Genomic DNA, 24,878 nt, shown 5'->3' with positions numbered 1-24,878 from the left:
CTGCATCAAAATCTTGATTTTTTATTCACATAACATTGAAACTTATACTGTAAAAAGTGTCACTAAAGATTGGTTTATAAATAATACTTTTTCAATTAGGCTAAGGATGCCCTCATGAATACTATGCCCCTTAATAAAACTGACCGCATGCGTGGCGCGCTATGGGGCATGTTTGTTGGTGATGCGCTGGCGATGCCAGTGCATTGGTACTACAGCATTGCTACCCTGTGGCAAGATTTTGGTCAGATAAAAGATTACCAAGCGCCTAAAGCGCATCATCCTAACTCAATCATGTCTCTAGCCAACACCAGCAAAGCAGGACGTGGAACGCAAGAAGGCGATATTGTTGGAAGCGTGATACTCAAAGGCAAAAAGCACCATTGGGGTCCAGCTAATCGTCATTATCATCAGGGAATGCAAGCAGGCGAAAATACACTTAATTTACTGTGCGCGAGGGTTTTGTTGCGCTCGCTTAATGCAACAGGTGATTATGATCCCGCTGATTTTTTACGTGAGTATATTAGCTTTATGACAGAGCCTGACCGACATAACGATACTTACGCGGAATCTTACCATCGAGACTTTTTTGCTAACTACGCGAAAGGTATCCATCCTGAAAAGTGTGCTGGGGCCGAAGGTCATGATACGGCATCTATTGGCGGCTTAGTTAGTCTCCCGATACTCATCATAGCAAGCTTAAACGAGGGTAACTTATCAACTACTAACGCTCAAGCCTTAAACCATCAACGCCTAACTCACCGCTCACCCTCACTGGAAATCTACTCCAGTGAACTTAGCGCATTGTTGTTTCATATTTTTCATGACACAAATCCAAATACCGAAGAACTCGCCTGCGCTGCAGCAAGTCGCCTTGGATTTCCTGCAGCGAAGGTAGTTGCTTCTGTGCGCAGTAAGCAAAGTTCTGATTGTGATGTCATTGGCGGCTTACTCAGCTCTGCTTGTTACATAGATCAGTCATTCCCTTCCGTTCTTTACCTCGCCTCACGCTATTCTAATAATTTCGAAGTGGCACTGATCGCTAATACTAATGTTGGCGGCGACAACTGCCACCGCGGTGCTGTCTTAGGCGCGATACTTGGCTCAAGTTTGGGATTTGAAGCCATTCCTAAGCGCTGGATTGATGGCCTAATCGCCCATGATGAACTGAATAATGAAATAGAAACGTTTATCAAACGCTTTGAATAATTTTCTAACTTATATCAATTCAAGACAAAATTTTTGATGTTAGATTAATTGATTTTTAGTTGCAGTAAAAGCATCTATAGCTTTATCTAGATCTTCGAATGTATGAGCAGCTGAAATTTGCGTTCTAATTCTCGCTTTTCCTTGCGGTACCACTGGATAAAAAAATCCAATTGCAAAGATACCTTTTTCTAATAATTTTTTACTCATTGACTGAGCAAGATTAGCATCACCTAACATAATAGGAACAATAGGATGATCACCATCCCTTACATCAAAACCAGCTTTTTGCATGCCAGATCTAAAGTAATGAACATTTTTCTCTAATGTATCGCGAAGTGCAGTTGAATTTTCTAGTATCTCAAAAACTTTTAATGAAGCAGTACAAATATTAGGGGCGAGTGTATTTGAAAATAGATAAGGTCGGGATCTTTGTCTTAACATATCAATAATTTCTTTACGACCGGATGTAAAACCACCAGTCGCACCTCCTAAAGCTTTGCCAAATGTACTAGTAATAATATCAACGCGATCTATTACATTACAATATTCATGAATACCACGGCCTGTTTTTCCCATGAATCCTGTTGCATGACAATCATCATGATGCACCATGGCATCAAATTCATCTGCAAGATCACAAATCTTATCTAATTGTGCAATCGTACCATCCATAGAAAAAACACCATCGGTAGTAATAAGAATGCGTCTCGCTTTATTTTTCTTGGCCTCTTCTAGCTTTGCACGTAAATCATTCATATCATTATTTTTATAACGATAACGTTGCGCTTTACATAAACGAATACCATCAATAATCGACGCATGATTAAGTTCATCAGAAATAACAGCATCATCTGCTGTGAGAATGGTTTCAAATAAACCCCCATTAGCATCGAAGCAAGCAGCATAGAGAATCGTATCTTCCATGCCTAAATACTCACTCACTTTTTCTTCTAGAGTTTTATGTAATGTTTGTGTTCCACATATAAATCGAACAGAGGCAAGGCCAAAGCCCCATCGATCAAGACCATCTTTGGCTGCCTGAATAACTTCTGGATTATTAGCTAAACCCAGATAGTTATTCGCACACATGTTAATAACTTCTTGATTATCAGAAAGTTGAATCTTACTTTTCTGATCAGAATTAATAATACGTTCAGTTTTCCAAAGTCCTGCTTTTTTAATTTCTTCTAAATCAGAGGAAAAACTTTCTTTAACTTTTTTAAAGCTCATTTAAAGACCCTTAATATTAATTTTCCCAATTTAAGATAATTTTGCCAGACTTACCTGATCGCATAATGTCAAAACCTTCTTTAAATTCAGTATAAGGAAATCGATGTGTAATTATCTTTTCTAAAGGCAGTCCACTTTGAACCATCATCGTACCTTTATACCAAGTCTCAAAAATTTCACGTCCATAGACTCCTTTAATTGTGAGACCTTTGAATACCACCATATCCCAATCTATGCCAGAACCTGCAGGCATGATTGCTAGCATGGCAATATGGCCACCATTAATCATGAGATTCAACATGTCACTAAAAGCTTTGGGGGAGCCTGACATTTCGAGTCCCACATCAAATCCTTCAAAAATACCAACGGACTTCATCATGTCACGACTAATTGTTTCTTTTTCAACATTAATTGCAATAACACGTGGAAGAATTTTTTTGATGAAATCTAAACGATATTGATTTACATCCGTGATGACAATATTTCTTGCGCCAGCATGATCTGAAACCAGAGCGGCCATCATACCGATTGGACCTGCTCCTGTAATAAGCACATCTTCGCCTACCATATTAAAAGAGAGTGCTGTATGTACTGCATTTCCATAAGGATCAAAAATAGCAAGTAAGTCAGTTGAAATTTCACGACTTGGTTTAAAAATGTTCTTAGCTGGCACTGCCAAGAGCTCAGCAAAACATCCTGTTCGATTTACACCTACACCTATGGTATTAGGGCATAAGTGTGTTCTGCCACCTAGGCAGTTTCTGCATCGACCACATGTTAAATGGCCTTCTCCTGAGACGATATCGCCTACTTTTAAATCCGTTACATTAGAGCCGACATCTACAATTTCTCCTGCATACTCATGTCCAGTAATCATAGGAACAGGGATTGTTTTTTGCGCCCACTCATCCCAATTGTAGATATGGATGTCTGTGCCGCAAATAGCTGTCTTTTTTATTTTAACTAATACGTCGTTATTACCCATTTCAGGTTCTGGCATATCCTCTAGCCATAAACCCTCTTCAGCGTATTTTTTGACTAATGCTTTCATTTGGTAGACCTCGCCATTCTTAAGACAATAAAGGAAGACTTTAATTATATTGAAAATTCATTTTTTTAATACCAACTTTTAGTATGAATAAGCATTTTTTTGTTACATACCCTTATTCTGTCTCATACGTAATATTCATCGAAGATTCAATAAAATAACGACAAGCACTAAAAAATATCTTCTTGTGAGAAATTGGCTCAGATGGAATGATAGTCGTCTCCTAATACCCCTCTTAACGTGTGGGTAAATTATGAAAATCTTGCCCATTGGGCTTCAGGACAAGATTTTTGATAAGTAAATATACCAAACGTTAGAAGTTTTGACGGTTGTATTCTGTAAAAGTTACTAAAAGCAAGGCCGCAAACAAGAAAATTAAAAAAATAAGAACAAATCTAATATTTTCTTTTGAGATTTTTAACGGAAGATAGTCAGAGATAAATTTCTGAATTGTTTTGAGTGGTTTCATTTGCAAGGATAGATAGAACATAGCCCTATTAAAAGAGCTATTAAATAATGATATGAAGGTTATTTTAGGACACTTATAATGAGCCTAAATACTACAATGTTTTTTTACAAATATCTGTATATCATTGATAGCGAAAATTTTTCGGCGGTAACCTGAAGCTGCTCGAGCGATATGTTTTCAATTAAAATATCTACTTCTGCGTATTTGTAAATCTGGGATCTAAGTGCTATTTAATCATAACGAACCAATTCTATTATTAGACCTCGACAATGAAAATCCTTAGACTTATTCTGGGCGATCAACTCAATCCAAATCATTCGTGGTTTAAAAATACAGATGATGAAATCCTCTACGTTTTAATGGAGGTAAAACAAGAAACAAATTATGTGCTTCATCATGCACAAAAGATTTTAGCTATTTTTGCAGCGATGAGAGACTTTAAAAGTATGCTCGCTAAAAAAAATCATCAAGTTATTTATTTCAAAATAAATGAGAAGTCTAATCAACAATCTTTTAAGTTAAATTTAAATACTTTATTGACTCAACACAATATTCAGAAATTTGAGTATCTAGAACCTGACGAATACAGGCTTGATCATGATTTAACAGAATTTTGTACTGAAATCTCTATTCCATCTGAGTGTTTTTCATCAGAGCACTTTTATACAAATCGCTCTGAAGTAAATGAAATATTTACTGATAAGAAGCAATGGCTTATGGAGTCTTTTTATCGCTATATGAGAAAAAGGCACAATGTTCTGATGTCTGAAGATGGCAAACCTGTTGGTTCAAAATGGAATTTTGATCACGAGAATAGAAAAGCCTGGAAGGGTGAACCAAAAGTCTTTGAAGATCATAGGCCGACTCATGACCATAGTGAATTATGGAATGAAATTACAGAAGCTAAAATTAAGAGCTTTGGAAATCATAATGCATCTAAATTTCGTTGGCCTTTAAATAGAAAAGAAGCATTAAAGCATTTAGATTTTTTTATTCAGCATATTTTAATTTATTTCGGTGATTATCAAGATGCTATGCGTAAAGACGAGACAAGAATGTTTCATTCTTTAATCTCTTTTGCATTAAATACCAAAATGCTATCTCCTAGAGAAGTTGTATCAGCCGTCGAAAAATCCTACCTTTCGAATCAAATCTCCATCAATACTGCTGAGGGCTTTATCAGACAAATCATTGGCTGGAGAGAATATATTAGAGGATATTACTGGGCCCATATGCCAGCCTTTGGTGACCAAAATTATTTTAGTCATCAATTGCCAGTGCCCAATTGGTTTTGGAATGGCAAAACCAAAATGAATTGCCTTAAATATACGATCAACCAATCGCTAGATGAAGCTTATGCGCACCATATCCAAAGGCTTATGATTGTTGGTAATTTTTCTCTTCTTGCGGGTATTAATCCTAAAAGCCTTCATGAGTGGTATTTAGGTATCTATATTGATGCATTTGAATGGGTTGAGATGCCAAACACACTTGGCATGAGTCAATTTGCTGATGGAGGTAAACTAGCAAGTAAGCCTTATGTTTCCACGGCGAATTATATTAATAAAATGAGTAACTATTGTGAGGGATGCCATTATTCAAAAAGTGATAGGCTTGGTGACAAAGCATGCCCATTCAATAGCTTATACTGGAATTTTTTTATTTCGAAAGCTGGGCAATTAAGTAAAAATCCAAGATTAGCCATTGTGCATAAGCAGATAAGGGATATGGATGCTAATCTAATCAAAGATATTCAATTACAAGCAAAAAAAATAATCAAGAATATTGAGGATATCTAACAGATTAAAGGAGATATATGACTAAAAAAAATAAACAAGAAGCACTGCTAGAAAAAATTCATCAAACACTCGCAGACATTAATTCTAATATGCTTAAGGTTTTTTGGATTGTGGCTATTTTTGCTTTTCTATACTTTGGCTTAATGCTTCATCTGCTTCTTAAGTAGATTCAATTAAAAGAAAGACATTTAAAAAATTATTTAATTTTTTTAGGTGCTTTAGGACTTGCGGAAGTATTTAATTTTTCCTCGCTAGATTCTGGCTTTAATAGCTTATCTCCATCCCATTTTTGCCCACACCAACATATTCCTTCTGAGTTAATAATGCATACCCCGGAACCACAGCATCTTTTATCTTCCATAGTGATAAATTATATGATATTTGAGGAAAATAGAATAAATCATTATCAATTAAACTGATAAATTAATATCCCTAATGAAATGGCATGTATAGCCATCTGGATATTTCTCTAAATATTTCTGATGATTGTCTTCAGCAAGAAAAAATGTATTAAATGTATTAACTTCGGTAGTAATTTTTTTTGTTAAAACTCCTAATGAATCAATCTTTTTAATTAATTCCTCGGCTAATAAAATTTGCTCGTCCGTTGTCGCAAAAATTGCCGATCGATATTGCGTTCCAATATCATTGCCCTGCTGATTCAGTGTCGTTGGATTATGCATTTTGAAAAAAAATGTAAGTAAATCGGTAAAGCTTAAAATATCGGAATTAAAAATAACTTTTACCGTTTCAGCATGCCCTGTAGTTCCTGAAGAAACCTCTCGATAACTGACATTTTTAACATGTCCGCCAGAGAAACCCACAGCCGTCTCAATGACACCTGGTATTTTGCTTAAGAGATCTTCAAAACCCCAGTAGCATCCACCTGCTAAATATACCGTCTCATTAGCCATTCTTAGCGTTACCTATTAATTTAATCAATATTTCTTTGATGCTATTCATTCCTTCAAAGTTCAATACTGTTGAATGCATGTAACAAGCGCTATCCCAAGTGATACAAAATGCTCGCTTTTAAAACTACTCGAAAATAGTTTACCTTGCTATTTTAAATGAGAATGATTATCATTTAGATATGGAAATATGCATTAAGTCAAAATATCTCATAAAAACAATTACTTATATCTTGCTAGGAAGCTTACTACCTAGCATTTCGATTGCTAATACGTCAGAAAAAAATAGTCCAGATGAGAAGAAAATTGAATTGATTGAAATTGAAGTTAAAGACAATGTGGCTAGGACATATCTTAAAAAAAGAATAAGCAGTGCAACAAAAACAGATACGCGTATTCGAGATATTCCTCAATCCATTTCAGTCATTACTGAAGAACAAATAAAAGATCAGTCTCTTTTAGGTTTAACGGACGCAATTAAATACTCCCCCGGTGTTATGGCAGGACAAGGCGAAGGCAATCGAGATAGTGTTTGGTTTAGAGGTAACCAAAGCACATCAGACTTATTTGTAGATAGCGTAAGAGATGATGTTCAATATTACCGAGATCTCTACAATATAGATCGTGTTGAAGTATTAATGGGGCCTAATGGCATGATTTTCGGTCGCGGCGGTGTTGGGGGAGTAATTAATCGCGTCACCAAAGAGGCTCATTGGGAAAATAAGAATGAATTAAGAATGCAAGGTGGTACCTATGACCATAAACGCTCATCCATAGATCTTAATAGCGGCATTAATGAAACACTCGCTGTAAGAATCAACGCTATGATTGAAGACTCGGGTAGCTTTAGGCAGGGAGTTGAAAGTGAAAAAAAGGCTATTAATCCTACTTTCACATTTAAACCATCAGACAAAACAAAAATTGTTGTAGGTATGGAATATTTTAATGATAAAAGAACGAATGATAGAGGCATTCCCTCTGTTAGTAATGGACTTCAGAGCCGCCCCTTCTCAACAAGCCGATCAACTTTTTTTGGAAACGCATCACAAAGTCCAAATGAAGCCATAGTTAAAAATGGCTATGCAATTATTGACCACACCTTCGACAACGGTATGAGCGTTAAAAACACCACAAGATTTTCTGACTACGATAAATATTATCAAAACGTATATGCAAATAGTTCAGTTCAAGCTAACGGCACTTTCACGATTGATGGTTATTATGACAATACTCAAAGACAAAATTTTTTCAATCAAACAGACTTAACATATAACTTTAAGACTGGTTCTGTTTCACATAAACTGCTAACGGGTTTAGAAATTGGATTACAAGAAAATCAAAATTATAGAATTGTAAATAGTGGCACTGACCCTACGCCTTTAGCTTCCAATCCATTTGCATTGCTAACATTTAATTCTTCTAGAAGTCGAAATACATCCACTGACATTTCTAATCAAGCTATATATTTACAAGATCAAATATATTTGAATGAACAATTTCAAATTATCGCAGGCTTACGTTATGACAAATTTAAAACTAAATTTAATGATAGCGTTACTATTGCAAATAGCGCTACCATCAATGATCAATTTATTTCTCCTAGAGTTGGTTTAGTATATAAGCCTATTGAGCCCGTATCTTTATACACAAACTATAGCTTAAGTTATCTCCCAAGAACTGGGGAACAATTAACCTCCCTTACGTCTAGCATTAAATCATTTGATCCAGAAAAATTTACAAACATTGAAGCTGGGATTAAGTATGACTTATTACAAAGTTTTTCAATTAGCTCTTCTATTTACCGATTAGAAAGGTCTAAGATGGCAATTACAGATCCTTCAAGCCCTACAAATACTATTATTGTTGATGGTCAAGTTACAAAAGGTTTTGAATTAGGTGTTGCAGGTAAATTATTTGACTCATACAGCATGTATGGTGGCTACACTTATCAAGATGCAGAAATAACAAAAAACCAAGGCACTGGAGACGCACAAATTACTTCAGGCACACCATTAGGTCATGTACCAAAACATACATTTTCGTTATGGAATAAATATGAAATGAATGAAACATGGAGTGCGGCTTTAGGGGTTATAAGTCGAAGTGATATGTTTGCTGCGACCCCAACCACATCAACCGCAGTAAAACTTCCTGGATACGCTAGATTAGATGCAGCCATTTATGCAAATATTAACAAACAAACTAAACTTCAATTAAATATAGAAAATTTACTTGATAAAACTTACTATCAATCGGCTCACAACAATAATAATATTATGTATGGTTATCCTCTTACTGCTAGAGCGACGCTAACGTATACTTTTTAAAAATACAAGAAAGATGATGATTACAACTCATATCAATGAAATACATTTTCAACTTTTTACTTATCCTCTCACTTTCTCAGCCGATAAATCTTATTGCTGAATCAGAAAGAAGTGGGCTAAAAATTGCAATTCTTTATGATGAGCAATTTCTTCTTCATGATACCGGGCCTAATCATCCAGAAAATTCTGATCGAATATCAAGTACAATCAACTTTCTCAAAAATGACTCTAAATTAAAGCCTAATTTAATTTGGCCGACATTTGGTTATGCGTCTATTGATGTCATAAACCTCGCACATTCAAAAGAATATATTCATCTTGTTAAACAAGAATCTGAAGCGCTGACTAAATCAATTGCAAAATTAAGCACGGGCGACACTGTAATATCAAAATACTCATATCAAGTTGCCAGAAAATCTGTCGGCGCAGTCACTGAAGGGGTTGATCAAATCATGAAGGGTAAGGCTTCAAGTGGCTTTGTATTCTCAAGACCACCTGGACATCATGCAACTAAAGATAAGGGTATGGGATTCTGTATTTTTAATAATGTCGCAATTGCAGCAAAATATCTACAGAAAAAATATGGTATCAACCGAATATTGATCGTTGATTTTGATGTTCATCACGGTAACGGAACGCAGGATATTTTTTATAGCGATAATACAGTTTTCTATTTCAGTATCCATCAACACCCCTTCTATCCTGGCACAGGACGCCCGAATGAAAAAGGTAGTGGTGAAGGTTATGGGTATACATTAAATATAGATTTACCAGAAGGAGCTGGTGATAAAGAATTTATTCATGGTTTAAAAAACCAATTAATTCCTGCTATGGAAAAATTTAAGCCAGAATTTATATTGGTGTCAGCAGGGTTTGATGCGCATGAAAATGATTTGCTAGGTCAATTAAAATATTCAAATAATGGTTACAAAGAAGCTACAGATATTCTATCTACAATTGCAAATAAATATGCTTCTAACCGCGTATTATTTGTTTTGGAAGGTGGATATGACCCTACAAATATTAAAGAAGCCTCTGAAAGTATTCTCAATGCAATGATTTATAAAAATACAGTAATTAAACGATAAGGGCTATTTTAAGTATGCAACGCCACAATGTATCGACTTATTTTTTCTTATCTTTTAATTTTTCTTTTAGTTCCATATTTTTAAATTCTTGAACTGTTAAAACAACACCAACAATTGCAAGAAAAAAACAGAATAAACCTGTACTAAATAATATTGTATTAGTCATTTTTATCCCTTTCTGGAAATAACTTTAAAGTAAATTGCAAAAGTTAAAATAGAAGGAATCCATGTAGCAGTAAATAACCCTTCTTGCTGTTGGCCAGTAAACCATAAATAAGCTGTGGTAATAAAAGCCACAAAGACAGACAATAAAATACATATATCAGACATTTTAAGCATAACTTCTCCTTATCATTAATAGATTATTACTATTTTTCATTCCAAAAAGCCCAAGAAGCTAAAAGCAAGAATAAAAGAGTTACAGATGCGTGGGCTCTTAAGTTTGTTTCACCAGGTATATGGATTATTAAGGGAGCTAGTTCTAAAATCCCTAAAATTAACCATGCTAGTGAAATTAATGCTAATAAAAATGTAACACGAGCGATACTTTTTCTAAAACTCATAAAGCCATTTTCTTATAATTCAAAAATATGATGTTAGCATGTATTTTTAAACTAGCTATTGTCAAGCAAAAAATCATTAGTGAATGTCATCAGAACTGCATGTAATGCTAAAAGTTTTATACTTAAATTACTTATTCTTTTGAAGAAATTCTCCAAACGCGATTACCCACATCATCTGCAATAAGAAGATTTCCTTTTTTATCAATAGCTAAACCTACTGGCCTTCCATAGGCTTCATCCTCGATTACAAAATCAGTGACGATATCAACCGGCAATCCTTGAGGTTCACTATTCTTAAAAGATATAAAAACAACTTTGTAGCCACTTCGTGGCTTTCTATTCCATGAGCCATGTTCGCTTATAAACACACCACTGTCATAGGGTGCTTTAAATTGTGAAGTATTAGAAAAAACTAAACCTAAAGCTGCAACATGAGCCCCTAATGCATAATCGGGTGAACGAGGTTTTAACTTATCTGGCATAGACCCTTTAACGCGAGGGTCTTTACGGTCTTTGAAATAGACATATGGCCATCCAAAAAAATCGCCATCATTGACGGAAGTTAAATAGTCAGGCACTAAATCATTACCTAATTCATCTCTTTCATTAACTACTGTCCATAACTTATCTGAAGATGGTTGCCATGCAAGACCATTTGGATTTCTCAGACCTGATGCATAAATTCTTTTTTGTTTTGTTTTAAGATCAATTTCTATAATTACTGCCCTATCTTTTTCTTGATCTAACCCATGCTCACCAATATTACTATTTGAACCAACTGTTACGTAAAGCTTTGTTCCATCCAGAGATGCAATAATGTTTTTGGTCCAATGTGCATTAATCTCTCCCTCTGGTAAATCTACAATTTTTTCTGGGGGGTGTTTTTTAGTGTCAATTTTTATATCGCCCATCTCATAATGAAAGCGCATAACAGCATCAGTATTAGCTACATATAAATCATTACCAATTAACGTCATACCAAAGGGTGAATGTAAATTAGTTAAAAAATCGTTGGCTAATTCAGCAACTCCATCGTCATTTTCATCTCGAAGTATTGTAATTTTGTCTGGGCTGTCATTGCCTGCTCCAGCACGTTTCATAATGTATCTAGCTATAAGATCTTTTAAACCCTGTGTTTTTTTAGGGGATTGTTTATTACTTTGCGCAACCAGAACATCCCCGTTAGGTAAAACGTATAGCCAGCGAGGATGTGTTAGTTCCTTCGAATAAAGATTTATCCTAAAGTTCTCTTTAACTTTAGGCGTGATACCTTCTGGCCATTGCGAAGCTTTAGCAATATTTACTGTAGGGATAATTGATGAGCTTGGTTCAGGTAATTGAGGGTCTTTACCCAAACTCAAAGCGGGCGAATCTGCAGAAGGTATTGTTTGGCAAGCAAAGAGGATGCCCAATAAAAAAATACTTATAATTTTTTTCATAATCTTAATTTTATAGAATTGATAAGGTTTTACCACACCAGTTTTTTAACCTAGCTACTTTTGACCTTCTCAAACTATCTTAAAACCCTATAAATCTAGTAACATTAATAACATTAACTCTGATGCGTTTTTTTGCATTAATCCACAAAAAAGATAGAAAATAAGTGAAAAATATTACTATTTACTGTTTTAGGAATGACTTACGCTTATTCGATAACACAGCCTTTCTAAAAGCCTCTCTTGAAAGTGATGTTTTACTACCATTGTTCTGTCATCCAGATAATCAGTCAATTTATAAGAATATCCAAAGAGTTGGTATTCATAGGCAAACTTTTTTACGGCAAGCATTAAATCAATTAAAAGAAAATCTTAAGTCTCATAATTCAGATCTTCTTGAAGTGCATGGCAATATTTGTGAACAAATTAAGAAAATATCAGAGGTAATTGGTGCAACTAAAATCATCTTCGAGAAAATTATCAGTCCGGAAGAGCAAGATGAAGAAATATCAATTAGAAGCCTAGGTATTCCTGTTGAAACGTTTTGGCAGTCTTCAATGATAGAAGTAAATGAACTTCCATTTGATTTAAAAAATATGCCAGATATTTTTACAGAATTCAGAAAATTAATTGAATCGAAAAAAATTATAGTTAAAGCACCAACACCACTTCCAGAAAAGCTTCCACCTTTACCGGATAAAAATATTGAGTTTAGTTCAAATACTAATTTTCCTACAAGTCTCAAATATAAACATGCTTCTTTTCCTTACCTCGAGAATCAATTCCATGGTGGGGAAAAAAATGCATTAGCTCATCTTGAAAATTATTTACTACAAAAACTGCCACACACATATAAGGAAACACGCAATCAACTATTTGGAGTAAATTTCTCAACAAAATTTTCACCCTGGTTATCTTTAGGCTCGATTTCAGCAAGATATATTGCATTCAGAATAAAAGAATTTGAAGATCAGCATGGTGCAAACGAAAGCTCATATTGGATATGGTTTGAGCTCTTATGGCGTGATTATTTTAGATTTATTCATTTTAAATTTGGAAAAAAGCTCTACTCTAAAAATGGCCTGAGTAATAATAATAATTTGATAAACCATAATGATGAAAATTTTAATAAGTGGATTCAGGGTGAAACAGGAAATGATTTAATAGATGCTGGCATGAAAGAATTAAGATTTACTGGTTATCTTTCCAATAGAATGAGGCAAATCGTAGCAAGTTATTTAATTTACGATCTTAGTTGTGACTGGAGAAAAGGCGCCTTATGGTTTGAGTCTCAATTAATTGATTATGACGTATATAGTAATCAAGGAAATTGGCTATATATTGCTGGGCTTGGAACAGATCCAAGAGGAGGAAGAAAATTTAACACAAAAAAACAGAACCTTGAATACGACCCTAATAATACCTATAAAAAAATGTGGCTCAACTGATAGCGCGTTTCTATGGCAAATTGCTTAGATTTTTTTAGGTTATGCTGCTAAAAAACTATTTTACTAAAGGTCTTATACTTGAAAAGCCACCATCAATAGGCCAAACTTGACCTGTGACTCTTTGAGCTTTTTCAGATAACAGCCAAGCCATTAAATCAGCAACTTCTTCAACACTTCCAATACCTTTAATTGGGTACTGTTTCGCAGCTATTTCTCTCATTAGATCACTTGATAAAAGATTTGCTGAAGCGGGGGTATCCAAAATTCCAGGGGAAACTGCATTAATACGAATATTTGAAGCAGCATATGAAGCAGCAGAGCTCCTTACAAGTGCCTCAAGCCCTCCCTTTGCTGCTGATATGAGTTCGTGATTGGAAATGCCTATGCTGGCAGCTGCTGATGAGACAAAAACTGCTGACCCATGAGTAGATGATTTTTTTAAATGATCTACAAAACCTGACAATGTGAATAATGCACTAAATAAATTTACTGATATGCAATCAAAGAAATCAGCTTCGGACGTTCTATGAAGTGATCCAAGCCTGATATTGCCAACACAATGCGCTAAGCTATCTAAGATTATGTTTCTTTCTGCAATTTCATCAAATATTTGTTTAACTCCCTGGAAACTTGAGCAGTCGGCAATAATTTGAGTGTGCTTATCCCCGTATATTTCTTGAAGTTTTTTTGAATTTCTACTCACTAAAACTAGCTGCCAGTTATTTTTAGTTAAGTTTTCAGCCAATGATTGGGCTAAGCCACCAGTTGCACCAGTGATTAATGCTTTTTTCATATTTGCACCTTTTAAGCTCTTAAAAATATTAACTTGTGGTGAATTTAAGAGAGTAATTTGAGATGGAGTTTCATAGGTATTATTTTACTTGTTTTTTATGGTGTTGCTTACACGCTTCTTTTTCTCCTCCACCAAAATAGCTTCCCTGGCAAAATCCCCGTCCTTAAGCTCCTAAAGAGACATATTCAATCAAATTGTTGTTTATTGTTGACATCTCGATAACTCAGGCATACGATTATTTTCTAAAGGTCAAAAAATATTCAATATTTTGCACATTTAGATTTGTTTAAATTACCGGAGTAAGTATTATGAAAAAAATATTAGCTTTTGTTTTTTTACTTTCTTTCTTGAGCGTTCCTCTTTTCGCAGAAGAAGATTTAGGTTTTAAACCCTTTCATCCCACAGATGCATTATTGATTGGTGGTAATGGTGGCTTTAATCCTGGCACTGAATATGGAAATAAGGTTGAAGTAGAACCTGACTTTAAACCATTTCACCCTACAGATGCATTATTGATTGGTGGCAATGGTGGCTTTAACCCTGGATCTGAATATGAAAGTAAGTAATATTAAATTTAATTCATAACTTAATAGTTACTTATTAAAGCCACTTTTGAGTGGCTTTTTTTATTTGCAATTAAAACTTAATTATTCCAAATCTCCGGATTCCGGATGTTTTACAGCAGAACACACCACACATAAAAAAAGCCACGGTTAAATGTGGCTTTTTACTTACTGAAGTGTCAAAACTTTTGACCTTAATTACCTTGGTCGGTGCACGACAATTTGGGAATAAGGCGGCTTAATTTTTGCCTTTTGAAATGCCAGCTTCATCAAGCGCAAATATTCACGTTTAATGTTTGAATGTTCCATAGCTTGTGTCTTAATTCTTGCTTTAATTACCAGATTAGATTCATTCAGACGATCTATACCAGAAATCTCAATATCAGACAGCACTGAAGTTTTATAGACTAGAGATTTTCTTAACTTTTGACTTGTCTCTTGCATAAGCTTAATTACTTTATCGAGATTAACTTCATAACCTAACGTAATATCAAATGTTGCATATGAAAAATCTCGACCCATATTGGTGACAATACGAATTTGTCCATTAGGAATAAAGTGCACAAATCCATCGTAATCCCTGAGTCTTACATAGCGGAGTGTAATTTCTTCAACTGAACCTTCATAGCCTTCGACTTTTATAGTGTCACCTTGTCTTATTTGATCTTCGATCAGAATAAATAAACCGCCTACATAGTCTTTAACTAAAGATTGTGCTCCAAATCCAATCGCTACACCAACAATACCCGCAGCACCTAAAATGGGGGCAATATTAATCTTCAATTCACTTAAGATCAGCATAAAAGCGATTAAGTAAATGATAACGGATGCGATATATCTAAAAACTCTACCTAAAGTATTCACCCTTGTTGCAGCATCTCGTCCTGAAGAGTTCTTGGCTATCTCGGAACTAAACAAGTTAATTGCACGACGAATAAGATTAGTTAAAATAAGAGCGATCACAATAATGGCTGTGATCTTAAAGAGTGTAGACATAGAAGTACCCAAGCGATGGGCTAGTATTTCTATGCTATCTAAGAACTGTAATTCCATTCAATCATTATAAAATAAAACAAGATGACTTAATTCATTTAATTATGAATATCATAATGCGCATTCATGAGCTCTTCACTTAAATTAAGATGAATAACATCGTGAATGGCTACCCAATCATCACTATAATTTTTTTGAATGTATTTCTGAAACCCTGAGAGATCAAACCAAAGCTCAATCATAAGATCAGCACTTTTTTGAGAGAATTGCTTCTTATGCTCAAGTCCACTAAAACATTTTTCTAACAAATCTTTTGAGTAGGCTTCATCGATTTCTTTCATCAATTTCTTTGAAGCCTTGAACTCAGATAACTCGCTCTCTAACTCTCGCATAAAGTATTTATTTTTATGCTTGATAAGAAGTTTGGCTAAAGACTCCACTTAGAAGTAAAAAGCCATTTCATTTAATCCGTAATCATCATCAAATTTTGTTTCTTGATGGAAGGTGTGATGCGCATTCAATAACTCATCTCTTAAGTTAAAGAAAATAATATCTTGTATGGCTGACCAGTCTTTTGGATAGTTGTTATATAGATACTCATCTAAATTAGATACCGCTACCCACTCTTCCATCATCTCAACAATCATATAAGGTGTAGGTTTTTTTATTCGCTCAAGATCCTTAAAGCTAGGTTCTAAAAAATCAAGAGTATATACATCATCGATTTCCTGAATAAGCTTTGGTGATATTGGGAAATGATCTAATTCCTGACGGATCACGTTGTTAAAGAATTTTCTTTTGGAATTTACTAGTATTTCAGCAAGGGTTGTCATAGGTAGGAGCCTTTAAAGTTAATTAATCAGTAATACCTATATTAGTAATGAATTGTGATGTTTTAGAGAAGAAATTATGAACGCTTGATTACGGGGCTAAGAAGCTTTTTAGAATTATGACAAAGGATTAATACTTGTATGAATGAATGTATCCACAAAATCTGTGGATAAGTCTGTGTGTTAATTTTTGATAAACATATAAGCACTTTGATTTATATAGCTAATTGTCATTCGATTAATTTTTAAGCAATCTACGCAACAAGTCTTGCCATGCTTTTCTTAATTCATTGGCTTTGTTTCTGTAAGTGCCTTTTTTAATCTTATTTTTTTCTTTTGAGAGTAATGAAGGAACTGTTGAGGGGGCATTAAGCGGAGCCACCTCGTCTTCTTTTATTATTACCTGATCTAAATCCAAATTAAGTGCTAATACATATTTTTTGACTGCTGCGAACTTTATAGATTCTGCCGGAAAGTATCTAAAGCTATTCTCTTCAATGGAATCAATTTGATTTACAGATAAGCATAGTTGATGAGCCATTTCGAGCTTGCTCATTTGTTTATCTTCACGCGTCTTTTTAAGAAGCTCAAAGTTATATTCAAAATTATCGATATCAAACACCAAAATAAGGTTAGAAGAAATTCTTTACTTAAATAGGCCTAGGTATTGGAGTTTGTTAATACAAGGACTATTGGATCTACCGTCCCCTTGTAATATATGTTTTAGAGACATAATCTTTGGGAAAAAAAGCCCTCTTTACGAGGGCAAATATTCTTTGGAGAACGAATCTAGAATAACTATTGATTGTGACCTTGAGATGAAGTATTTATGTCAACTATCAAATACATCTCAATTCTACTCTCAACGTCATATGTCATTAAATGGGTTTTTTTGGCCTAAAAAGTATTTTTTATCTCTTTGACTGATTGCAGAATGAATTAGTCTTCTGTCCAACTATGAAAATTAAAATGAGGGTCAATCTTTTCAATATAATGCTCAGTATTTTTTCTATATTCGCAACTAGGCAGATGACGCTCTAGTTTATTACTAATTTCAGTATCAATGCCACAAAAAGAACATTTAGCATTAGGAATGTTTGAACTTGATATTGGATTGCTCATTTAAATTCTCCATTAAAATAACTCTTCAATAAAGGCATAACCCCTTAATGTTTTGGCAGGGGTTATTAATAATAAAAGAAAGATTTTTTAGGAGAAGCCGATAGCTTCACGAGTATTAAACACGACTAATATAAAACTTTTATGACAAAAATTTACCCTGAAAAAGAGTAACTTTCTTCAAATGTCTTTTGTTTATTAATACGATATTCGCAAGAAGGTAAATGTCTTTCTAGCCTGTCGCCAATATAATCTGCATCGACCTTACAATGAGCGCAATATATATAGTGAATTCCCTCGCCTGCTTGTTGTTTCAAATAATCATAAAAACCTTTTTTCTTCATACCTTAAACCTTTGTTATATTTTCTAGTGTTCAGCTATATTAAATACTCAATATGAAGGCAATATTACAGACGAAAAAAAAGCCCCATTGCTGGGGCTGCATACGAACTTGGAATGCTGTACTACAGAGACGTATATGAAACGAACCCGCACTCTATCAAATGAGATTGATTTATGTCAATCAAGTCTAAAATTTAGTGCTTTAAAAGTGGCAAGCGGATATTGTTTTTTTATAAAATATTCCCTACACTTTTATTGTGACATTAGTATGACATTTATTAATAAAGACTTTTTATCCTCTGGGGGGTAAGACATGAAAAAAAATTCAAAAAAAGTAGTCAAAAAGATCGTAGCAACAAAGAGTAAAACCAAACCTTCTAACAATAAGAAGGTTAATAATATCGCTAAAGCGTTAGATGCTTTTCTAAGAGCAGAAATGCAAGCACAGCAAAAAGCATCCATTAGCGCTATCAAGAGTAGTGACAAAGTGACACAAAAGAAAAGAAAAGCTGAAGCAGAAAGGCTTGCTAAATCATTAACAACTTCACTTAGTAGTATTGCTAAAAAATTAAGTGTTGCGGCTCCAGTGAAAGCCAAAGCTAAAACAAAATCAAGCACTAAGGCAAAACCAAGGGCTAAAAGACCAAAAAAAGTTACGCCAGCTAAAAACCCACCAACACAAAACTAAATGAAAGGTTTATAAAATGTTTAAAGAACAAAATGTAAATGCAATCATTGGTATTCTGTGGGGTCTTGCTGTTTATTTTAATTTAAGTAATTTAGATCCTATGAAATTAAATGTACTAGCTATATTGGCAGTTAGCGTTAATCGCTTATATCGACACTTTAACAAAGGCAAAAAGAAGTAATAGGGATCTTTTATGAGTGATATTGAAAATCCAACTTCAACAGATAAATCATCGGTTTTTGACTATAAGCAATATGAAGCTAATGAACTCAATTATTGGTATTTGAGAGAAGAATGCCTTGCTGAATGGAGAGAGAATCTGATGAAACTAAGAGCGCAATTTCAAGATTAAATAAGTCGCTTTAAGTAATTAAAACAAGCGTAAAAAGTTTTGACGGTTTAGATAAATCAAGATCGAGCTAAAACTGAAGGATAAATGCCAAACCTTTTTTTGAAGTTCACAGAAAATCTTCCTAAATGGCTAAATTTTAATTCAAGAGCAATTTCTGAGATTGTTTTAGAGCATTGATATTCCTTAATTAACTCATGCGCCTTTAACATCTTTTGTTCTTGTATGTATTGAAAGGGTGTTTTGTTTAGATATTTCTTAAATTTTAACTGTAAAGCTCTTCCAGAAAGCGCAGCGTACCTCTCAAGATTTGACATGGTGATTTTAGATTTAACATTAGCTTGTATATATTCACATACACTTAAAAATACAGGATCTTTTTGGCTCATATAAAAATTAGTTAATCTTCTGTTGAACAAGCCATTGATTATTTTTAGCTTCTTGATAATTAGGTTTCAATCTCAAGGCAGATCCAAAAAAAGTATAAGCAGCACTGTATTCACCCAGCTTTGCATAGAGAACACCAAGATTATTCTTAATAGTAGGATTATTTGGGTATTTACGATTTAAATGTAAAAAAACTTTTTTGGCTTCTTGTGTCCTACCAAAATGGTCAAGGGTTGCCCCATAAATAAATTTTACCTTGGGGTCGTTTGGGTATTTTTGTATATACCGATTAATTTTTGCAATTGCTTCGGTTTCCTTACCTTTTTGAATAAGCTCTGACAGGGAATCGAAATCAGACGCATGGGATAAAGAAGAACTTATAACCCATGCAAAAAGCAAAATTGTATATTTAAATTTCATAGGCTTATTTCTTCTTTAATAAGCTGGGTATTGGATCAATTTGATTAATGTTAACGATAACGTCATCAATTTTTAATCCCAGTGCGGCTATATATTTTTTTAAAGCTGTGTATTTGATGGATTGAGAGGGAAAGTATTGAAGACTATTTTCTTCTAAAGACTTAATCTGACGCTCAGCTAAACATATATCAACGGCGATACTATGTGCTGTAATCTTCTTGCTTTCGCGAGTAGTTTTTAGTAGATCACAATTGTATTCAAGTTTATTCATAGATATTTCTAGTAAAAAAAGCCCTCATTACGAGGGCAAGTATTCTTTGGAGAACATTTACACAATATCTGTTGATTGTGAAATTATGATGAAATATTTATGTCAGTTAATGATGACAAAAAAATTCGTTTTAAACGACTTTTTGAAACAACCGTCAGAAGTTTTTACTGTTATATTCAATGAGGCCTGCCAAAAGCAAAGCTGTAAATAAGAGTATTAAAAAAATAAGAATAAATCTAATATTTTCTATTGAGATTTTTAGTGGCAAATAATCAGAGATAAATTTTTGAATTGTTTTAAGTGTTTTCATGTGCAGAGATTAGACAAGACATAGCCCCATTGAAGGGGCTATTAAATAAGTTCGCGAAGGTTATTTAAGGAGACTTCTGATACAAAATTAATTCTACAATAACTTAATTATAAAAAAAACTAATTACTGTGAATATTAATGTCCTGTCACAAATCTTAAATACTTTTTGGATAGATTATCAATGTTGATCTACTCAACATAATCTTAATAACTGAAAAGGAATAATTAATGAAGCGCACTTTTGCATCAATTCTCATAGGCTCAATCTTAGCTATCTCATCTCTAACAGCTTTTGCTGCTAAGGATATTGTAGATACTGCTGTTGCAGCTGGTAATTTTAAAACATTAGTAGTAGCGCTAAAAACAGCTGACTTAGTAAATACTTTAAAAGGCAAAGGTCCATTTACTGTTTTTGCACCAACAGATGAAGCGTTTGCAAAAATCCCAAAAGCTGACTTAGATGCATTATTAGCTAACAAAGAAAAGTTATCAGCAGTTTTAACTTACCATGTAGTGCCAGGAAAAATTATGGCTAAGGATGTAAAAGCTGGTGATGTAGCAACAGTGAATGGCAAAACAATCAAAATTACGACTGCTAATGGTGTTGTCGTTAATATGTCAAAAGTTACGGCAACTGATATTGATGCCTCTAACGGTGTGATCCACGTTATTGACACAGTTTTAATGCCTAAATAATAATTAATTTTGTCATAGAGAAAATTAAGTAGAAATAATCTAATAGGGCATGAAGTTAGGTGCCCTATTTTTTTATCCAAAATCTCCGGTAATTTCAGATGTATAAAAAAATTTCAGCCTCTTTTTATCATTTATTTTTTTTAAAAAAACAAATAATTAGTTATCTCGAAATAGTAAAAAAAATACAACGCTCTATTCTTGTTATTCTTTTACTTGGATCAATTTATCCAAGTTTTGCGCTAGAAATTTCTAGAAGCGATATCCTATTAAATATTGCCACGCAATGCATAAATCCAAAAACTCAAAATTATTGCAATCAATGTGTATCTCCTAGAATTGATAGTAGTTGTGGAAATCCTCAAGACTGCAAAAATACTACTGAAATTTGGTCTGAAAATGAACAATTTGTTTCTATTCGAGACATTAAAATGTGTGGTTGTTCTAAAGACTTTATTCATGGTTTAACAATGCCTAGATCAGAGGTGACAGGGATTGAAGATATAAGGCGTCAAGAAGAAATCTGGCAATTTGCGTGGGAAACCTCTAAAAAAATTATTGAGCCAAATTTAATAGCTTTAGCAGTAAATCCAAAAACTCATCGCAGTCAAAATCAGCTGCATGTTCATTTGGTTCGAATTGATCCAAAAGTAAAAAATAAATTTAATGCATATATTTTTACATACGTAAAAAATTTGGACCATGTTTGGGAAACTGCCGAAAAATTAGCAGCAAAAAACTCTTTGATTGATTATGGCATTTTAGTAACTCGAGCCACTTCAAATCGATTTACAGTTTTAATTACCCCAAATAGCCCAGAAAGTGAATTTACAATTTGGAAGTGTAATTGAGCTTTTCAACACACCCCCATTCCACCCCTGCCAAAATCCCCCCACCTACCCCCTCTACAACGCCCACAATTACTGTAAAATATCACTTTCTGGGGGATTAGCTCAGCTGGTAGAGCAGCGGACTCTTAAAAACGTTGTTCAGAGTCACCCCATCCTACAGCCACGCTGTTTCTATGGCATCACTACTTTTCAATCGCACACTTTTTTAACTTGCACACCTTATGCGCACTTTTGATTGCTCTTTGTGTGTTATGAAATTACGCTTTTGCAATGAGAGAGCGTATAGAAACTACACACGAAGTAATTAAACGCAAACTAATTGTGTTTAAGCGAGCGAACAGTGACAAGTGGCAATGTCGATACAAAATTAAAGATGAGTGGATACGTTGCTCGACAAATGAATACACATTAGAAAGTGCAATACAAAGTGCGAATATGATTTTAATTGAAGCACACGTGCGAGATAAATTAAACATCGCTCCTGTGTCAAAAAAATTTAAGGATGTTGCAAAATTAGCAATGCAAAGAATTGAAAATGAAATTGCACAGAATGAAGGTAAAGCAATTTACAAAGATTACTCAATGATAATTAGAAGTTATCTAACTCCCGTGCTTGGCAACTTGTCAGTCGAACAAATTAAATTAAAAGAATTAGAGTTGTTAGAAAAGTTTCGTATTAAAAAAATGGGTAAAGTTCCTAAACGGAGCACTATACTAAATCACAATGCTGCGCTTAAACGTGTATTTGATGAAGCTGTATTGCACGGCTATATGACTGAAGCACAGCGTCCTGTGTTAGTTGCAAAAGGTGCAAAGTGTGAACGTCGTGTCGAGTTTAGTTTAGAAGAAATTAAAAAGATGATGAGTGGATTTGATAGTTGGATACAAAAAGCAAAAACACACAGTATGCAACTACGTTATCTATTAAAAGACTATGTGATTATTTTATTAGACACAGGTGCACGTCCTGGACGTGAGTTGTTTGAATTGAAATGGAGCAATATTAAATTTGCTAACGAACACAATTTAATTTTTAACATACAGAAAAGTAAAACAGGCGAACGTCGTGCAATCGCTCGTGAGCCAACAATACAAGCTCTGCGTAGAATTGCAGAACGTAATTTTAATATGTCGTTAGAAGATATACTAAATGCAAATAAACAAGATTACATCTTTCGATATATAGAATTTTGCAGTAAACGTAATGGAAAATTAAATCAAATACCTAAAATGGTTAAGCCAAGTAGTTTTTTTAGAATGTTTATTGGTTATTTAAAAGAAATGAAGTTGCTTATTTGCCCTATTACACTTAAACCACGTTCGTTTTACAGCATACGACACACTTATGCTACGTTTGCATTGACGTATGACAACGTAAACATACACACGTTAGCAAAACAAATGGGAACATCAGTTGTAATGATTGAAAAACATTACAGTCACTTAGATGCTGTAAAAGCAATTGAACAATTAAGTGGATTAGCAACTCGAAAACTAATTGAAAGTTAATTTACCTATGCTAAAGTTTCTTTATCAACTATAAATGGACTACATTATGGCGATAAAGAAAGCAAATAATAAATCTAAACTCCCACAAAAAAAACAAACACGAACAGCTAATGCTAAATCTAATTTAGCAAAATTAAAATCAACGCTCCCCCCAGACATATTAGAACGTTTTGAAACAATTCGTAAAGCATCAGAACAGATGCGCAAAGAGCGTGAAGCAAATCCGATTATTCTTAATGACACATCAAAACAAAGATTAGCGGAGTGGGAAAATAAAATGAAGCTACAAGAACAGCAAGTAAATGATTGGTTAAAAAGAATCATTGCTGTTCGAAAAAAATACAATATTGCTAAAGAAGCATTTAGAAAACAAAGATATCAAGCTATTAGTGAAGCTTATTCAATTTTTATTGAAGCAGAAAATGCTGAGAATGGTGATTTTTTATACGCAAAAATAAGAGAGCTGTTTAAAGAACATAACGTCAAAGTACAATCTAATACACCTGACGCATCACTAATTATTAGATTTATATTTGGTGATATAGGTACAGCTCAAATTTTTAAATACGGCTCTGTATTACAAGTTGCAAAACATTCTGATATTAAAATTGAGGATTTTACTAAATGGATTAGTGAGATAACAATTACTGGAGCAGTGCAACTCAGCCAACTTGAATTACAGCAAGCTGAAACATATAAGGAAAGATTGGCTCGGGCTCGTATTGTAATTATGAAATATTTAGAAATACGAGAAGTTAAACCATTTGCAACTACAACAATGCTTGCACGTCATTTACAAAACTATCTCAGTCAAAATAATTCAATGTGTGTAATGTTGGGGACAGGAGTAAGAAAATTTGACAGAGAAAGTGATTACGCAGATTTACACATCAATGCAATTCTCCCCCCAAATCTTGAATTAGATGAGTTGATAGTAAACCGATTTGCCAAATTTATTGTTAGTAAAGTTGATCACTTCGAAAATGAAATCAGAGAAAAAGAAGAGAAAATTTGGGCCGAAGAGCTACAACATAGACTACAAGAGGCTGGGGAAGAAGAGGCTCTGAAAGCCCACCAATTGAGGGCTGACAAGCAACAGGCGGCAAGATTTGAAGATGAGTTAGATTTTCAAAATTTCATATATAACAGCAGAGGAGAGCGATCTGCGGCTAAAAAAAAGTTGAAATCAAAAAGTAAAAAGTAATACTAAATTAAGTATTACTTATTAAGATCA

The 24,878-nt window shown here is 34.0% G+C and carries 32 protein-coding genes; 14 read left to right on the top strand and 18 right to left on the bottom strand.

What is annotated here, in order from left to right; genetic code table 11:
• Nucleotides 1–114: 114 nt before the first annotated feature.
• The gene (locus FIT63_RS02600) at nucleotides 115–1,206 is read left to right on the top strand and encodes an ADP-ribosylglycohydrolase family protein (protein WP_140006429.1); all 1,092 of its coding nucleotides are present in this window, start codon (nucleotides 115–117) and stop codon (nucleotides 1,204–1,206) included.
• A 39-nt stretch (nucleotides 1,207–1,245) separates the two neighbouring features.
• Here the strand turns inward: FIT63_RS02600 and kbl are convergent, their stop codons facing one another.
• Together kbl and tdh are read right to left on the bottom strand one after the other, a co-directional pair.
• A complete protein-coding gene (kbl, locus tag FIT63_RS02595; protein ID WP_140006428.1) occupies nucleotides 1,246–2,436 on the bottom strand; it encodes a glycine C-acetyltransferase in 1,191 nt (396 codons plus the stop codon).
• Nucleotides 2,437–2,452: 16 nt separating this feature from the next.
• Nucleotides 2,453–3,487, bottom strand: coding sequence for an L-threonine 3-dehydrogenase (gene tdh, locus FIT63_RS02590; protein ID WP_140006427.1), 1,035 nt, complete (start codon nucleotides 3,485–3,487; stop codon nucleotides 2,453–2,455).
• A 735-nt stretch (nucleotides 3,488–4,222) separates the two neighbouring features.
• Here tdh and FIT63_RS02585 point away from each other — a divergent pair.
• Nucleotides 4,223–5,752: a cryptochrome/photolyase family protein gene (locus FIT63_RS02585; protein WP_140006426.1), complete on the top strand. Its 1,530-nt coding sequence runs from the start codon at nucleotides 4,223–4,225 to the stop codon at nucleotides 5,750–5,752.
• Between the two features lie 17 nt (nucleotides 5,753–5,769).
• Nucleotides 5,770–5,919 (top strand): hypothetical protein, encoded by a 150-nt coding sequence (locus tag FIT63_RS06825; protein WP_189340936.1) that lies wholly within the window; start codon nucleotides 5,770–5,772, stop codon nucleotides 5,917–5,919.
• Nucleotides 5,920–5,948: 29 nt separating this feature from the next.
• Here FIT63_RS06825 and FIT63_RS06820 read toward each other — a convergent pair whose 3' ends face one another.
• Together FIT63_RS06820 and msrA are read right to left on the bottom strand one after the other, a co-directional pair.
• A complete protein-coding gene (locus FIT63_RS06820) occupies nucleotides 5,949–6,113 on the bottom strand; it encodes a hypothetical protein (RefSeq protein WP_189342330.1) in 165 nt (54 codons plus the stop codon).
• Between the two features lie 49 nt (nucleotides 6,114–6,162).
• Nucleotides 6,163–6,666 carry a peptide-methionine (S)-S-oxide reductase MsrA gene (msrA, locus tag FIT63_RS02580; RefSeq protein ID WP_140006425.1) on the bottom strand — a complete coding sequence of 168 codons (504 nt, stop codon included), beginning with the start codon at nucleotides 6,664–6,666 and terminating at the stop codon, nucleotides 6,163–6,165.
• 179 nt (nucleotides 6,667–6,845) lie between these two features.
• Here msrA and FIT63_RS02575 point away from each other — a divergent pair, with 179 nt between their 5' ends.
• Both FIT63_RS02575 and FIT63_RS02570 read left to right on the top strand, forming a co-directional pair.
• Nucleotides 6,846–8,990: a TonB-dependent receptor gene (locus FIT63_RS02575; protein ID WP_140006424.1), complete on the top strand. Its 2,145-nt coding sequence runs from the start codon at nucleotides 6,846–6,848 to the stop codon at nucleotides 8,988–8,990.
• Nucleotides 8,991–9,025: 35 nt separating this feature from the next.
• Entirely contained in the window at nucleotides 9,026–10,078 is a 1,053-nt protein-coding gene (locus FIT63_RS02570; protein ID WP_140006423.1) for a histone deacetylase family protein, read from the top strand.
• Nucleotides 10,079–10,115: 37 nt separating this feature from the next.
• Here FIT63_RS02570 and FIT63_RS06885 read toward each other — a convergent pair whose 3' ends face one another.
• From FIT63_RS06885 to FIT63_RS02560, 4 genes are all read right to left on the bottom strand, one after another.
• Complete coding sequence (locus FIT63_RS06885) at nucleotides 10,116–10,244, bottom strand: hypothetical protein (RefSeq protein ID WP_262981995.1); 129 nt, start codon at nucleotides 10,242–10,244, stop codon at nucleotides 10,116–10,118.
• 2 nt (nucleotides 10,245–10,246) lie between these two features.
• Nucleotides 10,247–10,417: a hypothetical protein gene (locus FIT63_RS06815; RefSeq protein ID WP_189340934.1), complete on the bottom strand. Its 171-nt coding sequence runs from the start codon at nucleotides 10,415–10,417 to the stop codon at nucleotides 10,247–10,249.
• Nucleotides 10,418–10,446: 29 nt separating this feature from the next.
• The gene (locus FIT63_RS02565) at nucleotides 10,447–10,641 is read right to left on the bottom strand and encodes a hypothetical protein (RefSeq protein WP_140006422.1); all 195 of its coding nucleotides are present in this window, start codon (nucleotides 10,639–10,641) and stop codon (nucleotides 10,447–10,449) included.
• Between the two features lie 131 nt (nucleotides 10,642–10,772).
• Nucleotides 10,773–12,080, bottom strand: coding sequence for a PQQ-dependent sugar dehydrogenase (locus FIT63_RS02560; RefSeq protein WP_140006421.1), 1,308 nt, complete (start codon nucleotides 12,078–12,080; stop codon nucleotides 10,773–10,775).
• A gap of 164 nt (nucleotides 12,081–12,244) precedes the next feature.
• On the opposite strand from FIT63_RS02560, the gene FIT63_RS02555 reads away from it, so the two are divergent.
• Nucleotides 12,245–13,525 (top strand): DASH family cryptochrome, encoded by a 1,281-nt coding sequence (locus FIT63_RS02555; protein WP_223259941.1) that lies wholly within the window; start codon nucleotides 12,245–12,247, stop codon nucleotides 13,523–13,525.
• Between the two features lie 55 nt (nucleotides 13,526–13,580).
• Here FIT63_RS02555 and FIT63_RS02550 read toward each other — a convergent pair whose 3' ends face one another.
• On the bottom strand, nucleotides 13,581–14,318 hold the full coding sequence (locus FIT63_RS02550; protein WP_140006420.1) for an SDR family NAD(P)-dependent oxidoreductase: 738 nt from the start codon (nucleotides 14,316–14,318) through the stop codon (nucleotides 13,581–13,583).
• A gap of 308 nt (nucleotides 14,319–14,626) precedes the next feature.
• On the opposite strand from FIT63_RS02550, the gene FIT63_RS02545 reads away from it, so the two are divergent.
• Complete coding sequence (locus FIT63_RS02545; protein WP_140006419.1) at nucleotides 14,627–14,884, top strand: hypothetical protein; 258 nt, start codon at nucleotides 14,627–14,629, stop codon at nucleotides 14,882–14,884.
• 195 nt (nucleotides 14,885–15,079) lie between these two features.
• On the opposite strand, the gene FIT63_RS02540 is transcribed toward FIT63_RS02545, so the two are convergent.
• From FIT63_RS02540 to FIT63_RS02515, 6 genes are all read right to left on the bottom strand, one after another.
• Entirely contained in the window at nucleotides 15,080–15,934 is an 855-nt protein-coding gene (locus FIT63_RS02540) for a mechanosensitive ion channel family protein (RefSeq protein ID WP_140006418.1), read from the bottom strand.
• 38 nt (nucleotides 15,935–15,972) lie between these two features.
• A complete protein-coding gene (locus tag FIT63_RS02535) occupies nucleotides 15,973–16,215 on the bottom strand; it encodes a hypothetical protein (protein ID WP_140006417.1) in 243 nt (80 codons plus the stop codon).
• A gap of 99 nt (nucleotides 16,216–16,314) precedes the next feature.
• Nucleotides 16,315–16,707, bottom strand: a complete 393-nt coding sequence (locus FIT63_RS02530; RefSeq protein ID WP_140006416.1) for a hypothetical protein — start codon at nucleotides 16,705–16,707, stop codon at nucleotides 16,315–16,317.
• Between the two features lie 235 nt (nucleotides 16,708–16,942).
• Entirely contained in the window at nucleotides 16,943–17,326 is a 384-nt protein-coding gene (locus tag FIT63_RS02525; RefSeq protein WP_140006415.1) for a helix-turn-helix domain-containing protein, read from the bottom strand.
• Nucleotides 17,327–17,643: 317 nt separating this feature from the next.
• Entirely contained in the window at nucleotides 17,644–17,826 is a 183-nt protein-coding gene (locus FIT63_RS02520) for a hypothetical protein (RefSeq protein WP_140006414.1), read from the bottom strand.
• Nucleotides 17,827–17,978: 152 nt separating this feature from the next.
• Complete coding sequence (locus FIT63_RS02515; protein ID WP_140006413.1) at nucleotides 17,979–18,167, bottom strand: hypothetical protein; 189 nt, start codon at nucleotides 18,165–18,167, stop codon at nucleotides 17,979–17,981.
• Nucleotides 18,168–18,479: 312 nt separating this feature from the next.
• On the opposite strand from FIT63_RS02515, the gene FIT63_RS02510 reads away from it, so the two are divergent.
• Genes FIT63_RS02510 through FIT63_RS06805 form a run of 3 tightly spaced genes read left to right on the top strand, consistent with a single transcriptional unit; the run spans nucleotide 18,480 to nucleotide 19,206 of the window.
• Nucleotides 18,480–18,854: a hypothetical protein gene (locus FIT63_RS02510; RefSeq protein ID WP_140006412.1), complete on the top strand. Its 375-nt coding sequence runs from the start codon at nucleotides 18,480–18,482 to the stop codon at nucleotides 18,852–18,854.
• A 16-nt stretch (nucleotides 18,855–18,870) separates the two neighbouring features.
• On the top strand, nucleotides 18,871–19,035 hold the full coding sequence (locus tag FIT63_RS06810; RefSeq protein ID WP_189342328.1) for a hypothetical protein: 165 nt from the start codon (nucleotides 18,871–18,873) through the stop codon (nucleotides 19,033–19,035).
• Between the two features lie 12 nt (nucleotides 19,036–19,047).
• Entirely contained in the window at nucleotides 19,048–19,206 is a 159-nt protein-coding gene (locus FIT63_RS06805; protein ID WP_189342327.1) for a hypothetical protein, read from the top strand.
• A 56-nt stretch (nucleotides 19,207–19,262) separates the two neighbouring features.
• Here the strand turns inward: FIT63_RS06805 and FIT63_RS02505 are convergent, their stop codons facing one another.
• The 3 genes from FIT63_RS02505 to FIT63_RS02495 are packed head-to-tail and all read right to left on the bottom strand — an operon-like array spanning nucleotide 19,263 to nucleotide 20,281.
• Nucleotides 19,263–19,592, bottom strand: a complete 330-nt coding sequence (locus FIT63_RS02505) for a helix-turn-helix transcriptional regulator (protein ID WP_140006411.1) — start codon at nucleotides 19,590–19,592, stop codon at nucleotides 19,263–19,265.
• 7 nt (nucleotides 19,593–19,599) lie between these two features.
• Complete coding sequence (locus FIT63_RS02500) at nucleotides 19,600–20,010, bottom strand: tetratricopeptide repeat protein (protein ID WP_140006410.1); 411 nt, start codon at nucleotides 20,008–20,010, stop codon at nucleotides 19,600–19,602.
• A 4-nt stretch (nucleotides 20,011–20,014) separates the two neighbouring features.
• On the bottom strand, nucleotides 20,015–20,281 hold the full coding sequence (locus FIT63_RS02495; RefSeq protein ID WP_140006409.1) for a helix-turn-helix domain-containing protein: 267 nt from the start codon (nucleotides 20,279–20,281) through the stop codon (nucleotides 20,015–20,017).
• Between the two features lie 538 nt (nucleotides 20,282–20,819).
• Here FIT63_RS02495 and FIT63_RS02490 point away from each other — a divergent pair.
• From FIT63_RS02490 to FIT63_RS02475, 4 genes are all read left to right on the top strand, one after another.
• The gene (locus FIT63_RS02490; protein ID WP_140006408.1) at nucleotides 20,820–21,287 is read left to right on the top strand and encodes a fasciclin domain-containing protein; all 468 of its coding nucleotides are present in this window, start codon (nucleotides 20,820–20,822) and stop codon (nucleotides 21,285–21,287) included.
• Nucleotides 21,288–21,385: 98 nt separating this feature from the next.
• Nucleotides 21,386–22,135, top strand: coding sequence for a CDP-diacylglycerol diphosphatase (locus FIT63_RS02485; protein ID WP_140006407.1), 750 nt, complete (start codon nucleotides 21,386–21,388; stop codon nucleotides 22,133–22,135).
• Nucleotides 22,136–22,405: 270 nt separating this feature from the next.
• The gene (locus tag FIT63_RS02480) at nucleotides 22,406–23,644 is read left to right on the top strand and encodes a tyrosine-type recombinase/integrase (protein ID WP_140006406.1); all 1,239 of its coding nucleotides are present in this window, start codon (nucleotides 22,406–22,408) and stop codon (nucleotides 23,642–23,644) included.
• Between the two features lie 46 nt (nucleotides 23,645–23,690).
• Nucleotides 23,691–24,848: a hypothetical protein gene (locus FIT63_RS02475; RefSeq protein ID WP_140006405.1), complete on the top strand. Its 1,158-nt coding sequence runs from the start codon at nucleotides 23,691–23,693 to the stop codon at nucleotides 24,846–24,848.
• Nucleotides 24,849–24,878 lie beyond the last annotated feature (30 nt).

Source organism: Candidatus Methylopumilus planktonicus (assembly GCF_006364715.1).
Classification (GTDB): domain Bacteria; phylum Pseudomonadota; class Gammaproteobacteria; order Burkholderiales; family Methylophilaceae; genus Methylopumilus; species Methylopumilus planktonicus_A.
Note: the sequence above shows the minus strand (reverse complement) of the source record. Positions and strands in the feature narration are given on the sequence as shown.

Coding starts and splice junctions, on each gene's coding strand:
- FIT63_RS02550 (WP_140006420.1), bottom strand. CDS start 14,318: ATGAAAAAAGCATTAATCACTGGTGCAACTGGTGGCTTAGCCCAATCA.
- FIT63_RS02530 (WP_140006416.1), bottom strand. CDS start 16,707: ATGACAACCCTTGCTGAAATACTAGTAAATTCCAAAAGAAAATTCTTT.
- FIT63_RS02575 (WP_140006424.1), top strand. CDS start 6,846: ATGGAAATATGCATTAAGTCAAAATATCTCATAAAAACAATTACTTAT.
- FIT63_RS02475 (WP_140006405.1), top strand. CDS start 23,691: ATGGCGATAAAGAAAGCAAATAATAAATCTAAACTCCCACAAAAAAAA.
- FIT63_RS02510 (WP_140006412.1), top strand. CDS start 18,480: ATGAAAAAAAATTCAAAAAAAGTAGTCAAAAAGATCGTAGCAACAAAG.
- FIT63_RS02490 (WP_140006408.1), top strand. CDS start 20,820: ATGAAGCGCACTTTTGCATCAATTCTCATAGGCTCAATCTTAGCTATC.
- FIT63_RS02600 (WP_140006429.1), top strand. CDS start 115: ATGAATACTATGCCCCTTAATAAAACTGACCGCATGCGTGGCGCGCTA.
- FIT63_RS02545 (WP_140006419.1), top strand. CDS start 14,627: ATGAAAAAAATATTAGCTTTTGTTTTTTTACTTTCTTTCTTGAGCGTT.
- FIT63_RS06825 (WP_189340936.1), top strand. CDS start 5,770: ATGACTAAAAAAAATAAACAAGAAGCACTGCTAGAAAAAATTCATCAA.
- FIT63_RS02565 (WP_140006422.1), bottom strand. CDS start 10,641: ATGAGTTTTAGAAAAAGTATCGCTCGTGTTACATTTTTATTAGCATTA.
- FIT63_RS02485 (WP_140006407.1), top strand. CDS start 21,386: ATGTATAAAAAAATTTCAGCCTCTTTTTATCATTTATTTTTTTTAAAA.
- FIT63_RS02520 (WP_140006414.1), bottom strand. CDS start 17,826: ATGAGCAATCCAATATCAAGTTCAAACATTCCTAATGCTAAATGTTCT.
- FIT63_RS02480 (WP_140006406.1), top strand. CDS start 22,406: ATGAGAGAGCGTATAGAAACTACACACGAAGTAATTAAACGCAAACTA.
- FIT63_RS02585 (WP_140006426.1), top strand. CDS start 4,223: ATGAAAATCCTTAGACTTATTCTGGGCGATCAACTCAATCCAAATCAT.
- FIT63_RS02500 (WP_140006410.1), bottom strand. CDS start 20,010: ATGAAATTTAAATATACAATTTTGCTTTTTGCATGGGTTATAAGTTCT.
- msrA (WP_140006425.1), bottom strand. CDS start 6,666: ATGGCTAATGAGACGGTATATTTAGCAGGTGGATGCTACTGGGGTTTT.
- FIT63_RS02515 (WP_140006413.1), bottom strand. CDS start 18,167: ATGAAGAAAAAAGGTTTTTATGATTATTTGAAACAACAAGCAGGCGAG.
- tdh (WP_140006427.1), bottom strand. CDS start 3,487: ATGAAAGCATTAGTCAAAAAATACGCTGAAGAGGGTTTATGGCTAGAG.
- FIT63_RS06805 (WP_189342327.1), top strand. CDS start 19,048: ATGAGTGATATTGAAAATCCAACTTCAACAGATAAATCATCGGTTTTT.
- FIT63_RS02540 (WP_140006418.1), bottom strand. CDS start 15,934: ATGGAATTACAGTTCTTAGATAGCATAGAAATACTAGCCCATCGCTTG.
- FIT63_RS06885 (WP_262981995.1), bottom strand. CDS start 10,244: ATGACTAATACAATATTATTTAGTACAGGTTTATTCTGTTTTTTTCTT.
- FIT63_RS02570 (WP_140006423.1), top strand. CDS start 9,026: ATGAAATACATTTTCAACTTTTTACTTATCCTCTCACTTTCTCAGCCG.
- FIT63_RS06820 (WP_189342330.1), bottom strand. CDS start 6,113: ATGGAAGATAAAAGATGCTGTGGTTCCGGGGTATGCATTATTAACTCA.
- kbl (WP_140006428.1), bottom strand. CDS start 2,436: ATGAGCTTTAAAAAAGTTAAAGAAAGTTTTTCCTCTGATTTAGAAGAA.
- FIT63_RS06815 (WP_189340934.1), bottom strand. CDS start 10,417: ATGCTTAAAATGTCTGATATATGTATTTTATTGTCTGTCTTTGTGGCT.
- FIT63_RS02535 (WP_140006417.1), bottom strand. CDS start 16,215: ATGAAAGAAATCGATGAAGCCTACTCAAAAGATTTGTTAGAAAAATGT.
- FIT63_RS06810 (WP_189342328.1), top strand. CDS start 18,871: ATGTTTAAAGAACAAAATGTAAATGCAATCATTGGTATTCTGTGGGGT.
- FIT63_RS02495 (WP_140006409.1), bottom strand. CDS start 20,281: ATGAATAAACTTGAATACAATTGTGATCTACTAAAAACTACTCGCGAA.
- FIT63_RS02560 (WP_140006421.1), bottom strand. CDS start 12,080: ATGAAAAAAATTATAAGTATTTTTTTATTGGGCATCCTCTTTGCTTGC.
- FIT63_RS02505 (WP_140006411.1), bottom strand. CDS start 19,592: ATGAGCCAAAAAGATCCTGTATTTTTAAGTGTATGTGAATATATACAA.